At 63.6% G+C, this 13,261-nt stretch carries 12 protein-coding genes; 8 read left to right on the forward strand and 4 right to left on the reverse strand.

Annotated elements, in window-relative coordinates; genetic code table 11:
• Positions 1 to 91 precede the first annotated feature (91 nt).
• The 4 genes from ACIP1G_RS24170 to ACIP1G_RS24185 all read right to left on the reverse strand — a co-directional run bounded on the left by ACIP1G_RS24170 (position 92) and on the right by ACIP1G_RS24185 (position 4,406).
• Positions 92 to 379 (reverse strand): YceK/YidQ family lipoprotein, encoded by a 288-nt coding sequence (locus ACIP1G_RS24170; protein WP_201207872.1) that lies wholly within the window; start codon positions 377 to 379, stop codon positions 92 to 94.
• Complete coding sequence (gene ubiX, locus ACIP1G_RS24175; protein WP_013970698.1) at positions 376 to 1,005, reverse strand: flavin prenyltransferase UbiX; 630 nt, start codon at positions 1,003 to 1,005, stop codon at positions 376 to 378. Before ubiX ends, ACIP1G_RS24170 begins: the two co-directional genes overlap by 4 nt.
• Positions 1,002 to 2,351: a UDP-N-acetylmuramate:L-alanyl-gamma-D-glutamyl-meso-diaminopimelate ligase gene (gene mpl / locus ACIP1G_RS24180; protein ID WP_400741393.1), complete on the reverse strand. Its 1,350-nt coding sequence runs from the start codon at positions 2,349 to 2,351 to the stop codon at positions 1,002 to 1,004. The genes ubiX and mpl overlap by 4 nt, the downstream gene beginning before the upstream one ends.
• Positions 2,352 to 2,417: 66 nt before the next feature.
• Entirely contained in the window at positions 2,418 to 4,406 is a 1,989-nt protein-coding gene (locus ACIP1G_RS24185) for a sigma-54-dependent Fis family transcriptional regulator (protein ID WP_400741396.1), read from the reverse strand.
• A 255-nt stretch (positions 4,407 to 4,661) separates the two neighbouring features.
• On the opposite strand from ACIP1G_RS24185, the gene ACIP1G_RS24190 reads away from it, so the two are divergent.
• From ACIP1G_RS24190 to ppa, 8 genes are all read left to right on the forward strand, one after another.
• Positions 4,662 to 6,182, forward strand: coding sequence for an aldehyde dehydrogenase family protein (locus tag ACIP1G_RS24190; protein ID WP_400741399.1), 1,521 nt, complete (start codon positions 4,662 to 4,664; stop codon positions 6,180 to 6,182).
• A gap of 208 nt (positions 6,183 to 6,390) precedes the next feature.
• Entirely contained in the window at positions 6,391 to 7,839 is a 1,449-nt protein-coding gene (gene eat / locus ACIP1G_RS24195) for an ethanolamine permease (RefSeq protein WP_201199889.1), read from the forward strand.
• Positions 7,840 to 7,885: 46 nt separating this feature from the next.
• Complete coding sequence (locus ACIP1G_RS24200) at positions 7,886 to 9,196, forward strand: ethanolamine ammonia-lyase subunit EutB (RefSeq protein WP_400741402.1); 1,311 nt, start codon at positions 7,886 to 7,888, stop codon at positions 9,194 to 9,196.
• Between the two features lie 8 nt (positions 9,197 to 9,204).
• A complete protein-coding gene (gene eutC, locus ACIP1G_RS24205; protein WP_400741405.1) occupies positions 9,205 to 10,023 on the forward strand; it encodes an ethanolamine ammonia-lyase subunit EutC in 819 nt (272 codons plus the stop codon).
• Positions 10,024 to 10,131: 108 nt separating this feature from the next.
• Positions 10,132 to 10,590 carry a GNAT family N-acetyltransferase gene (locus tag ACIP1G_RS24210; RefSeq protein ID WP_400741408.1) on the forward strand — a complete coding sequence of 153 codons (459 nt, stop codon included), beginning with the start codon at positions 10,132 to 10,134 and terminating at the stop codon, positions 10,588 to 10,590.
• 248 nt (positions 10,591 to 10,838) lie between these two features.
• Positions 10,839 to 11,486 (forward strand): DedA family protein, encoded by a 648-nt coding sequence (locus ACIP1G_RS24215; RefSeq protein ID WP_400741411.1) that lies wholly within the window; start codon positions 10,839 to 10,841, stop codon positions 11,484 to 11,486.
• Between the two features lie 9 nt (positions 11,487 to 11,495).
• Positions 11,496 to 12,311, forward strand: coding sequence for a zinc-dependent peptidase (locus ACIP1G_RS24220; RefSeq protein WP_400741414.1), 816 nt, complete (start codon positions 11,496 to 11,498; stop codon positions 12,309 to 12,311).
• Positions 12,312 to 12,404: 93 nt separating this feature from the next.
• Complete coding sequence (ppa, locus tag ACIP1G_RS24225) at positions 12,405 to 12,932, forward strand: inorganic diphosphatase (protein ID WP_016484715.1); 528 nt, start codon at positions 12,405 to 12,407, stop codon at positions 12,930 to 12,932.
• Positions 12,933 to 13,261: the final 329 nt, after the last annotated feature.

Here is a 13,261-nt window from a genome sequence, read left to right on the forward strand (position 1 = left end):
CCACAAGTGGCCTGGAAGCCTCCCACAGGTACTGTGATCGCCTGAAGATTGCACAAATCCTGTAGGAGCGGGTTTACCCGCGAAAGGGCCCTCACAGACCACCGGTGGCCTGGAACCCTACACCGGCTGCAGTCAGCAACGACAACGGCAGCAGCAAGGTATCGAGCAGCATGCTGCCAGGCAGGTCCAGCCCTGGGTACGCTGGCGCTTCAGCCCCGTAACGATCCCGCGGGCAGCACCCCCCATTGATCACATACAAATCCAACCGGGTTCCGGCATACACCACCGGCGCCCCCGGCTTGTTGGCATCCAACGTGCGCACCGTGGCACAGCCACTGAGCAGCCCCAGCGCCAGCAAGCCCGCCAGCGTTCGCTTCAATCATCCACCCCGAAATGGTGCTCGCCCCAACGCGGCAACATGTCCTGGGGAATGTTCAACAGGTTGAGAATGCGCGCCACGACAAAGTCGACCAGGTCGTCGATGGTCTGTGGCTGGTGATAGAAGCCCGGCGCCGCCGGCAGGATCACCGCGCCCATCTGCGACAACTTGAGCATGTTCTCCAAATGAATGGTGGAGAACGGTGCTTCGCGTGGTACCAGAATCAGCTGGCGGCGCTCCTTGAGGGTAACGTCGGCAGCACGTTCGATCAGGTTGTTGCAGGCACCGGTAGCAATTGCCGACAAGGTGCCAGTGGAACAGGGCACCACCACCATCGCTGCCGGGGCGCCGGAGCCCGAGGCTACCGGCGACATCCAGTCTTCCTTGCCATACACACGGATCTGCCCGTCGGCAGCACCGGTGTATTCGGTAAGAAAGGCCTGCATCGCCTGGGGCTTGGCCGGCAGCACCACGTCGGTCTCGGTGGCCATTACCAACTGCGCGGCCTTGGAGATCAGGAAGTGCACTTCACGGTCTTCACGCACCAGGCAATCGAGCAGGCGCAGGCCATACTGGGCGCCTGAGGCGCCCGTCATGGCCAGGGTGATGCGTTCCGGCCCGCTCACTGCAGCGCCTCGGCCAGCTTGCCGTGCAGGCCGCCGAAGCCGCCGTTGCTCATGATCACCACGTGGGTGCCCGGGCGAGCCTGGCCCTTGACCCGTTCGATGATCGCTTCGAGGCTGTCGGCCACCACGCTAGGCACCTTGCATTGCGCGGCAGTGCCGGCCAGGTCCCAGCCGAGGTTGGCCGGGGCGTACCAGATCACCTGGTCGGCATCGTTGACGCTTTCTGGCAGGCCATCACGATGGGCACCCAGCTTCATCGAGTTGGAGCGTGGCTCGATCACCGCAATCACCGGCGCCTCGCCAACGCGCTTGCGCAGGCCATCGAGGGTGGTAGCGATGGCGGTCGGGTGGTGGGCGAAGTCATCGTAGATGGTCACGCCCTGTACCTCGGCGACCTTCTCCATGCGCCGCTTCACGCTCTTGAAGGCGCTCAGGCCCTCGATGCCCATGGCCGGCACCACGCCGACATGGCGGGCGGCTGCCAGGGTAGCCAGGGCGTTGGCGACGTTGTGCTGGCCGGTCAGCGCCCAGTCCACCACGCCTTGCGCTTCACCGTCGAACAGCACTTCGAAGCGCGAGCCGTCGGGGCTGAGCAGGCGGGCTTGCCACTGGCCGCCTTCGCCGGTGGTTTGCACCGGGGTCCAGCAGCCCATGCCGATCACCCGCTCCAATGCTTGCTCGGTGGTCGGGTGAATGACCAGGCCCTCGCTGGGGATGGTGCGCACCAGATGGTGGAACTGCCGCTCGATCGAGGCCAGGTCCGGGAAGATGTCCGCATGGTCGAACTCAAGGTTATTGAGGATCGCGGTGCGTGGGTGGTAATGCACAAACTTCGAGCGCTTGTCGAAGAAGGCGCTGTCGTACTCGTCGGCCTCGACCACGAAGAACGGCGTATCGCCCAAACGGGCCGACACCGAGAAGTTCTGCGGCACACCGCCGATCAGGAAGCCTGGGCTCATGCCGGCGTGCTCCAGCACCCAGGCCAGCATGCTGCTGGTGGTGGTCTTGCCGTGGGTACCGGCAACGGCCAGCACCCAGCGGCCTTGCAGTACGTGGTCAGCCAGCCACTGCGGGCCGGATACATAGGGCAGGCCCTTGTTCAGCACGTACTCCACCGCCGGGTTGCCGCGCGACATGGCGTTGCCGATGACCACCAGGTCGGGTGCCGGGTCCAGTTGGGCCGGGTCATAGCCTTGGGTCAGCTCGATGCCCTGGGCTTCAAGCTGGGTGCTCATCGGTGGATAGACGTTGGCGTCCGAGCCGGTGACGCGGTGGCCAAGTTCCTTGGCCAGCACCGCCAGCGAACCCATGAAAGTGCCGCAAATACCGAGAATGTGAATATGCATGGTCGACCTCGCAAAACATCGAGGCAGGGTAGCCCAGGGCGCGACAAATCGCACCCGCTGTTTCGCTCAGTCGGCCCTGGTGATGCCGTGTTTGCGCAGTTTTCGATACAAGGTATTGCGGCTGATGCCCAAGTGCTCGGCGACGCGGGTGAGGTGCCAGTGTTTTGCCTGCAGAATGGCCAGCAAGGCATCGCGCTCGGCATCCTGTAGGAGCGGCCTTGTGTCGCGATCGGGCTGCGCAGCAGCCCCGGCAATTTGAGCTGCGCGGCTGAGATCCTGGGGCCGCTCCGCGACCCTTTCGCGACACAAGGCCGCTCCTACAGGGGCGGGGTTGTTGCGGATGATGGTGGGGAGATCCGTGAAGGTAATACGGGCATCTTCGCAAAGCGCCACCAGGGTACGCAGCACGTTGCGCATCTGCCGCACGTTGCCCGGCCAGGCAAAGTCGAGCAGTGCCTGGCGCGCCTTGGGCTCGATGTCGATCAACTGCCCCTGCGCCTCCTGGCGCAGCAAAAAGTCCAGCAACTGCGCCTTGTCACTGCGCTCGCGCACCGCTGGCAAGGCCACTTCCAGGCCATTGAGGCGGTAATACAGGTCCTCGCGGAAACTGCCCTGCTCCACTCGTTCCAGCAGGTCACGGTGGGTAGCGCTGACAATGCGCACGTCGACCGCCTGCGGCTCGCCACCGATCGGCACTACCTGGCGCTCTTCCAGTACCCGCAGCAGGCGGGTTTGCAAGGCCAACGGCATGTCGCCGATTTCGTCCAGCAGCAAGGTGCCGCCGTCGGCCTGCAACAGCTTGCCGCGCATGCCTTCCTTGCGCGCACCGGTAAAACTGCCGCCGCGGTAACCGAACAGCTCGCTCTCGATCAGGCTTTCCGGGATCGAGGCACAGTTGATGGCGACGAACGGTTTGGCGCGACGCTCACTGGCCTGATGCACGGCTTGTGCAAAAGCCTCCTTGCCGCAGCCAGTCTCGCCGCGTAGCAACAATGGCACATCGCGTTCGAATACCCGCACGCTGCGACGGAAATCGTTTTGCAATGCCGGATCGAGCAGGCACACCAGCGGCTCCACTTCGCGCGCAGGCCGCGGCTGGGCGGCGGGCACCGACCACACCGGCGCCCGCGCCTGGCCCCGCAGGCTGGCGAACACCTGGCGGCCGTCCAGGGTCCGCAGCGGCCAGGCGGTGCTGCCACCGGGCGTGGCGCGGCTGAACAGTTCGTCGTGGCTGCAGGCAAAGAAGCGCTCCAGCGGTTTACCCAGCACGCCACCGCGCACAGTGCCCAACAGGTTCAGCGCGCTCTGGTTGGCAGCGCAGATGCGCCCGTCGCCGTCGAATGCCAGCAGGCCTTCACTGAACAGGCCGACCGACTCGGCCTGCAAGTGGAAACGCAGCAACCACTGCTGCTCGAAATGGCGCAGGAAATAACAGCTTTCAATCATCTTCGCCGACAGGTTGACCAGGGCCATGGTGTGGAACTGGCTTTGCCGGGAAACGTCGGGCCGTGCCGAGGACACATCCAGCACCGCCAGCAGTTCGCCATGCGGGTCGAACACCGGGCTGGCCGAGCAGGTCAGCCCGGTGTGGCGGCCACGGAAGTGTTCGTTCTGGTGGATGGTCAGCGCCTGGCGCTCGACCAGGCAGGTGCCGATGCCGTTGGTGCCCTCGCGTGCCTCGCTCCAGTCAGCACCCAGCCATAGCCCGGCACGTTCGAAGCTACGCCGCTCGGTGGGCGCACTCACGCAGTTGAGGATCACCCCGCGGGCGTCGGTCAGCAACACCGCGTGGCCAGCCCCGGAAAGCTGCTGGTGCAGGCTGTTCATTTCATGGTCGGCAATTTGCAGCACCTGGCGCAGGCGCTCACGGCTTTCCAGCAGGCGCCCATGTTCGAGCACCACCGGCGCCTCGATCACCGCAGGGTCGAGGTGGTAGTCCTCCAGGCAGCGCAGCCAGGAACGGGCGATGGACGGGTCACTGCCGCCCTCCCCGGCCCCACCGTGGGCCACGCTGTGGACTTGCTGGGCATGGCGACTGAAATGATTGCTCTGCATTGTTGTAGTTCTCCGCAGATAGAGAGTCTCGCCAGCATCCTCCACCCGGGAAGGCTTTGCAATGCACCCGCCTGTGACGTGTCGCAAATGGCACAAAGTGTCACCCCCGCGCGTACCGGCGCCGGTACAGCGGCCGTTGGCCAGGCCTGAAAAACTGCCCCAAGTGATTGATTTGCCTGGTGCCGCCAACGCTGGCCCAACCTTTGCTCTACGCTTTTCAACTCCCTAACAAACACAATAGCCAGGAGACACACCATGCGTTACGCACATCCGGGTACCGAAGGCGCGAAGGTTTCCTTCAAGAGCCGCTACGGCAACTACATCGGTGGTGAGTTCGTTCCTCCGGTAAAGGGCCAGTATTTCGAAAATACCTCCCCGGTGAATGGCAAGCTGATCGCTGAATTCCCCCGCTCTACTGCCGAAGACATCGATAAAGCGCTCGACGCCGCCCACGCCGCTGCCGACGCCTGGGGCCGCACCTCGGTGCAGGACCGCTCCAACGTGCTGCTGAAGATCGCCGACCGTATCGAACAGAACCTTGAACTGCTGGCCATTACCGAGACCTGGGACAACGGCAAGCCGATCCGCGAAACTCTCAATGCCGACATCCCGCTGGCGGTCGACCACTTCCGCTACTTCGCTGGCTGCATCCGCGCCCAGGAAGGCGGCGCCGCCGAAATCAACGAAGGCACCGTGGCCTACCACATCCACGAGCCGCTGGGCGTGGTCGGGCAGATCATCCCGTGGAACTTCCCGATCCTGATGGCCGCCTGGAAGCTTGCCCCGGCCCTGGCCGCCGGCAACTGCGTGGTGCTCAAACCGGCCGAACAAACCCCGCTGGGCATCACCGTGCTGCTGGAAGTGATCGGTGACCTGCTGCCAAAAGGCGTGCTCAACGTGGTGCAAGGTTATGGTCGCGAGGCCGGTGAAGCGCTGGCCACCAGCAAGCGCATCGCCAAGATCGCATTTACCGGCTCGACCCCGGTGGGCTCGCACATCATGAAATGCGCCGCCGAGAACATCATCCCGTCCACCGTGGAGCTGGGTGGCAAGTCGCCAAACGTGTACTTCGAAGACATCATGCAAGCCGAGCCGAGCTTCATCGAGAAAGCCGCCGAAGGCATGGTGCTGGCGTTCTTCAACCAGGGCGAAGTGTGCACCTGCCCATCGCGGGCGCTGGTACAGGAGTCGATCTACCCGCAGTTCATGGAAGTGGTGATGAAGAAGGTGCTGCAGATCAAGCGCGGCGACCCGCTGGACACCGAAACCATGGTCGGCGCCCAGGCCTCGCAGCAGCAGTTCGAGAAGATCCTGTCATACCTCGACATCGCCCAGAAGGAAGGCGCCGAGCTGCTGACCGGCGGCAAGGTGGAAAAACTCGAAGGCTCGCTGGCTACCGGGTACTACATCCAGCCGACCCTGCTCAAGGGCAACAACCGCATGCGCGTGTTCCAGGAGGAAATCTTCGGGCCAGTGGTCAGCGTTACCACCTTCAAGGATGAAGCGGAAGCGCTGGCGATTGCCAACGACACCGAGTTCGGCCTGGGTGCCGGCGTATGGACCCGCGACATCAACCGTGCCTACCGCATGGGCCGCGGGATCAAGGCTGGCCGCGTGTGGACCAACTGCTACCACCTGTACCCGGCGCATGCCGCGTTCGGTGGCTACAAGAAGTCCGGGGTTGGCCGTGAAACCCACAAGATGATGCTGGATCACTATCAGCAGACCAAGAACCTGCTGGTGAGCTACGACATCAATCCGTTGGGCTTCTTCTAAACCGCGTCGCGGCCTTCGCGGGTAAACCCGCTCCTACAGGTATCGCACAACCTTTGTAGGAGCGGGTTCACCCGCGAAGAGGCCAGACCTGCAAACACAAAACCCAGGGCGGCAACCGTGCACCAGCCGCTCTGGCTCGCTTCCTGCAGTACCCATCACCATCGGCCCGGAACCCTTCCGGCCACCAAGAAAAACAACAGGTGAAACTATGCCAAGCGATCATTCCGCCGGCTCGCCGGCAGGCTCTTCTGTCGACTTCGAAAAAGTCGGCTCGGACTATTTCCAGCAACGTGAACTGAAGAAAGGCGCCGCCGGATGGGTGCTGCTGGTCGGCCTGGGTGTGGCCTACGTCATCTCCGGCGACTACGCCGGCTGGAACTTCGGCCTGGCCCAGGGCGGCTGGGGCGGCATGTTCCTCGCCACCTTGCTGATGGCCACCATGTACCTGTGCATGTGCTTCTCGCTGGCCGAACTGTCGTCGATGATCCCTACCGCAGGCGGCGGCTACGGCTTTGCCCGCAGCGCCTTCGGCCCGTGGGGCGGCTTTCTTACCGGCACGGCGATCCTGATCGAATACGCCATCGCCCCCGCGGCCATCGCCACCTTCATCGGCGCTTATTGCCAGTCGTTGTTCGGCATCGGCGGCTGGATGATCTACCTGGCGTTCTATGTGGTGTTCATCGGTATCCACATTTTCGGCGTGGGTGAAGCACTGAAGCTGATGTTCATCATCACCGCCATCGCCGCCATTGCCCTGGGCGTGTTCCTGGTGGCCATGGTGCCCCATTTTGATGCAGCCAACCTGTTCGACATCGCCAAAACGGACGCCGCCGGCGCCAGCAGCTTCCTGCCATTCGGCTATGTCGGGGTGTGGGCGGCGATCCCGTACGCCATCTGGTTCTTCCTCGCCGTCGAAGGCGTGCCGCTGGCCGCCGAAGAAACCAAGAACCCCAAGCGTGACCTGCCACGCGGCCTGATCGGCGCCATGCTGGTGCTGGTGGCTTTCGCCCTGCTGATCCTGGTGGTCGGCCCGGGCGGCGCCGGCTCGGAAGCGCTGAAAGCCTCCGGCAACCCACTGGTCGAAGCACTGGCCAAGGCCTACGGTGGCTCCACCTGGATGGGCAGCTTCGTCAACCTGGTCGGCCTGGCCGGGCTGATCGCCAGCTTCTTCTCGATCATCTACGCCTATTCCCGGCAGATTTTTGCCCTGTCCCGCGCCGGCTACCTACCGCGCAAGCTGTCGGAGACCAACAAGAGCAAGGCGCCGGTACTGGCCCTGGTCATCCCCGGCATCATCGGTTTTGCCCTGTCGCTGACCGGCCAGGGCGACCTGCTGATCCTGGTGGCAGTGTTCGGCGCTACCCTGTCGTATGTGCTGATGATGGCCGCGCACATCACCCTGCGCATCCGCCGGCCGAAGATGGAGCGCCCGTATCGCACCCCAGGCGGCATCTTCACCTCGGGCCTGGCCCTGGTGCTGGCGTGCATTGCCGTGGTCGCCGGCTTCCTGGTCGACCCGCGGGTGGTAATTGGCGCCGCAGTGATCTATGCGGTATTAATTGCCTACTTTGCTTTCTACAGCCGCCACCACCTGGTCGCGGGCACACCGGAAGAGGAATTCGCCGCGATCCAGAAGGCCGAAGAGGCTCTGCACTGATCGCCGCCACCCGCCGCGGGGCAGCCCGCGGCTCTGGAGATTCTGTATGGCAAGTTTCGTACACACGGTAGGCCACCTGGTCTACCGCTTCGACAGCCTCAAGGACGTGATGGCCAAGGCCAGCCCGGCACGCTCCGGGGATTACCTGGCAGGCGTCGCGGCCAGCAATGACGGCGAGCGCGTCGCTGCGCAAATGGCCTTGGCCAATATTCCGCTGACGCATTTCCTCAACGAAGCGCTGATCCCTTACGAAGCCGATGAAGTCACCCGGCTGATCATCGACAGCCACGATGCCCAGGCTTTCGCCCCGGTCAGCCACCTGACCGTAGGCGGCCTGCGCGACTGGCTGCTCAGCGAGGAAGCCAACGAAGACAGCCTGCGCGCCCTGGCACCTGGGCTGACCCCGGAAATGGCCGCGGCGGTGTCAAAGATCATGCGCGTGCAAGACCTGGTGCTGGTTGCGCAGAAGATCCGCGTGGTCACGCGTTTTCGCGGCACCATGGGCCTGCGCGGGCGCCTGTCGACCCGGCTGCAGCCCAACCACCCGACTGACGAGCCAGCCGGTATCGCCGCCAGCATTCTCGACGGCCTGCTGTACGGCAACGGCGACGCCATGATCGGCATCAACCCCGCCACCGACAGCATCGCCTCGATCTGCACGCTGCTGGAAATGCTCGACGCCATTATCCAGCGCTACGACATTCCCACCCAGGCCTGCGTGCTGACCCACGTCACCACCTCGATTGAAGCGATCAACCGGGGCGTGCCACTGGACTTGGTGTTCCAGTCCATTGCCGGCACCGAGGCTGCCAACGCCGGCTTCGGCATCAACCTGAACGTGTTGCAAGAGGGCTACGAAGCGGGCCTGTCGCTCAAGCGCGGCACCCTCGGGCAAAACCTGATGTACTTCGAAACCGGCCAGGGCAGCGCACTGTCAGCCAACGCCCACCATGGCGTCGACCAGCAAACCTGCGAAACCCGCGCCTATGCTGTGGCCCGCCATTTCAAGCCGTTCCTGGTCAACACCGTGGTCGGTTTCATCGGCCCGGAGTACCTGTACAACGGCAAGCAGATCATCCGCGCCGGCCTCGAAGACCACTTCTGCGGCAAGCTGCTGGGCGTGGCCGGGATCAACTTCATCATGGGCATCCCCGGCTCCGACGACATCATGCTCAACTACCAGACCACCTCGTTCCACGACGCGCTGTACGCGCGCCAGACCCTGGGGCTGAAGCCCGGGCCGGAATTCGAGGCCTGGCTGGCCCGCACCGGCATCTTCACCCAGGCCGATGGCCGGGTACGCTTTGGTGACAACCTGCCGCCGGCCTTCCGCCAGGCCTTGGCACAGCTTGCATAGGGATGACCATGGACCACCGCACGCCTACCCCCGACAACCCTTGGCTGGCCCTGCGCAACCTGACCCCGGCGCGCATCGCCCTGGGCCGCGTCGGCACCAGCCTGCCGACCGGGGCGCAGCTGGACTTCCAGTTCGCCCACGCCCAGGCCCGTGATGCCGTGCACCTGGCCTTCGACCATGCCGGCCTGGCTGCCCAGCTGGGTGACCGCGGGCGCGAAAGCCTGGTGCTGCACAGCGCTGCCAGCGACCGCGACCAATACCTGCAGCGCCCGGACCTTGGCCGGCGCCTGAACGAAGCTTCGATTGCCACCCTGCGCCAGCACGCCCAGGCCAACCCCGGTGGGGTGGACCTGGCCATCGTGGTCGCCGATGGCCTGTCGGCCCTGGCCGTTCATCGCCACACCTTGCCATTCCTGGCCCGCTTCGAGGAGCAGGCCGCTGCCGACGGCTGGACCAGCGCCCCGGTGGTGCTGGTGCAGCAGGGCCGCGTGGCGGTAGCCGACGAGGTTGGCGAGTTGCTGGGCGCGCGCATGACGGTGATGTTGATCGGCGAACGCCCGGGGCTCAGCTCGCCCGACAGCCTCGGCCTGTATTTCACCTACGCGCCAAAGGTCGGCCTGACCGATGCCTACCGCAACTGCATTTCCAACATTCGCCTGGAGGGCCTGAGCTATGGCATGGCGGCGCATCGCCTGCTGTACTTGATGCGCGAAGCCTGCCGGCGCCAGCTTTCCGGCGTGAATTTGAAGGACGAAGCCGAGGTCCATAGCATCGACAGTGAAAATGCCCCCACCCAGCGCGGTAACTTTCTGCTCGGCGAAGGTTAAAGAACATGTCACGGAAGGCGGATTGCGCTGATGGCCAGCATTGGGGCAGCATTGCCTTGAAGCTGCAGGCATTCCGCCGTTTCCCCAAATGGACTCTGAGGGCCGCACATGCGCATCATCAAGGCAACCCTGGAACACCTCGACCTGCTCACGCCGTTGTTCGTCAAATACCGTGAGTTCTACGGGCAGCTGCCCTACCCCGACAGCTCGCGCAGCTTTTTGGAAAAGCGCCTGAAGCGGGATGAATCGGTGATCTACCTGGCGCTGCCGGAAGATGACGATTCCAAGTTGATGGGCTTTTGCCAGCTATACCCCAGCTATTCTTCGCTGTCGCTCAAGCGGGTATGGATTCTCAACGATATCTACGTAGCCGAGGATTCGCGGCGCATGCTGGTGGCCGACCACCTGATGCGCGAGGCGAAGAAAATGGCCAAGGAAACCAACGCCGTGCGCATGCGGGTTTCGACCAGTGCCGGTAACGAAGCCGCGCGCAAGACCTATGAGTCCATTGGCTTTCGCAAGGACACCGAGTTCGAGAACTACATCCTGCCGATCAGCCAGGATTGACCTGTACCGGCCTCTTCGCGGGCACGCCCGCTCCCACAGGATAACGCCGCCCTGTGTAGGAGCGGGTTTATCGAGGCGTCGAACCGCCGCGAAGAGGCCAGCACAGGAATTCCCCTTTGCCGTAACCCGCCGCTACAAACTCCCCGGGCATGTTCCCGACTTAGCCGTATAATGGCCCACCTGTCATGTGTGAAAATTTACCCATCCCCAGGTAACCGAGCCTACGCCCAAGAACACAGGTGCTGTACATGGATTTCAACCCGCTGGACCTTATCCTGCATCTCGATGCCTACCTCGATCTGCTGGTCACCAATTACGGTCCCTGGATCTACGCCATCCTGTTCACCGTGATCTTCTGTGAAACCGGGCTGGTGGTAATGCCCTTCCTGCCTGGCGACTCACTGCTGTTCATCGCCGGCGCCGTGGCCGCAGGTGGCGGCATGGACCCGGTACTGCTGGCCGGCTTGCTGATGGCTGCCGCAATCCTGGGCGACAGCACCAATTATGTGATCGGCCGAACGGCCGGCGAGCGGTTGTTCAACAACCCCAAATCGAAAATTTTCCGCCGCGACTACCTGCAGCGCACCCACGATTTCTATGATCGCCATGGCGGCAAGACCGTGACCCTGGCGCGCTTCCTGCCCATCCTGCGTACCTTCGCGCCGTTCGTCGCCGGCATCGCCCACATGCACTACCCGCGTTTCCTCGGCTTCAGCGTTGCCGGTTCGCTGCTGTGGGTCGGCGGGCTGGTCACCCTCGGCTATTTCTTCGGCAATGTGCCATTCATCAAGCAGCACCTGTCGCTGATGGTGGTAGGCATCATCATCCTGTCGCTGGTGCCAATGCTCCTCGGCTTGCTGCGTGGCCGCCTGGGCCGTGCGGCCAAGGCACACTGAACGACAAACATGTGGTCATTCAGCGCCTGGCGGCGCAAGCGCACCCTGGCACGCTACCCGATCGCACCACAGCAATGGCAGGCCGTACGCGAGCGCCTGCCGATGCTGGACGGTATCAGTGATGCAGAAGACCGCTGGCTGCGCGAAGCCTGCATCCTGTTCCTGCTCGACAAGCACCTCTCCTGCCTGCCCGGCGTCGAACTGGACGACGAGCAGCGCCTGTTGCTGGCCGCCCAGGCCCAGCTGCCGCTGCTGCACCTGGGCGAGCTGAACTGGTACCAGGGCTTTCACGAAATCATCCTGTACCCCGACGACTTCAAGAGCCCGCAACGCCACCGCGATGCCAGCGGCGTGGAGCACGTGTGGGACGGCGAGCACAGTGGCGAGGCCTGGCAACAGGGCCCGATCATCCTGGCCTGGAACGGCGTGCTGGCCAGTGGTGGCTGGGAGGCCTACAACCTGGTCATCCATGAGCTGGCGCACAAGCTCGACATGCTCAATGGCGACGCCAACGGCCTGCCGCCGCTGCACAGCGGCATGCCGGTGGATGAGTGGGCAACGGCCATGCAGCAGGCCTACGACGACCTCAACCGACAGCTGGACGCCAACCCCGACGCCGAAACCGCCATCGACCCGTATGCCGCGGAGAATCCGGCAGAGTTCTTTGCGGTTACCAGCGAGTACTTCTTTAGTGCCCCCGACCTGCTGCAACAGGCTTATCCACAGGTCTACCGCCAGTTGTCGCTGTTCTACCGCCAGGACCCGCTGGCGCGCCTGCTGCGGCTGCAGGCCGAACACCCCGAATACCGCGAAAGCCACGCCTGACGGGGCCGCACATCAGGCCAGGCGTGGCATGCCCCGGCAGAATGTGCCTATAATCGCCGCCACTTTTTTGGTCAAACACGGGGGCACTGCCCAATGAGCTACAGCAAGATTCCGGCGGGCAAAGACCTGCCGAACGACATCTACGTCGCCATCGAGATCCCGGCCAACCACGCGCCGATCAAATACGAGATCGACAAGGACAGCGACACCCTGTTCGTCGACCGTTTCATGGCTACCCCAATGTTCTACCCAGCCAACTACGGCTTCATCCCGAACACCCTGGCTGACGACGGTGACCCGCTGGACGTGCTGGTGGTTACCCCTTACCCGGTAGCCCCAGGTTCGGTTATCCGCGCCCGTCCGGTTGGCGTGCTGAACATGACCGACGACGGCGGCGGCGACGCCAAGGTCATCGCTGTTCCTCACGACAAGCTGTCGCAGCTGTACGTTGACGTGAAGGAATACACCGACCTGCCCGCCCTGCTGATCCAGCAGATCGAGCACTTCTTTGCCAACTACAAAGATCTCGAGAAGGGCAAGTGGGTCAAGATCGAAGGCTGGGACGGCGCCGACGCCGCCCGTGCCGCGATCACCAAATCGGTTGCTGCCTACAAGGGCTGATACCGGTTGCAGGAAAAACCCCGCCTTGGCGGGGTTTTTTTATGCCTGAAGAAATGACCTGCCATCCTGCCCCAGCTCCAGGCCGGCTTACCGTCGCGGCCCACTTCCCGAATGGCCTGCCGTCGCGGTCCCTGTAGGAGCGGCCTTGTGTCGCGATCGGGCGCGAAGCGGCCGCAAACCATCCACGCAATGTACTTGAAAGAACGCGTTTGCTGATTTTTACGGCCGCTTCGCGCCCGATCGCGACACAAGGCCGCTCCTACACAGGCTGTGTGAAAACCTGAAATTTTGAGCCAGCTCCTGCAAAATGCCCCGCATCAACGATGCGG

This window comes from Pseudomonas sp. NPDC089392 (assembly GCF_044749595.1).
In the GTDB taxonomy this organism is placed as follows: domain Bacteria; phylum Pseudomonadota; class Gammaproteobacteria; order Pseudomonadales; family Pseudomonadaceae; genus Aquipseudomonas.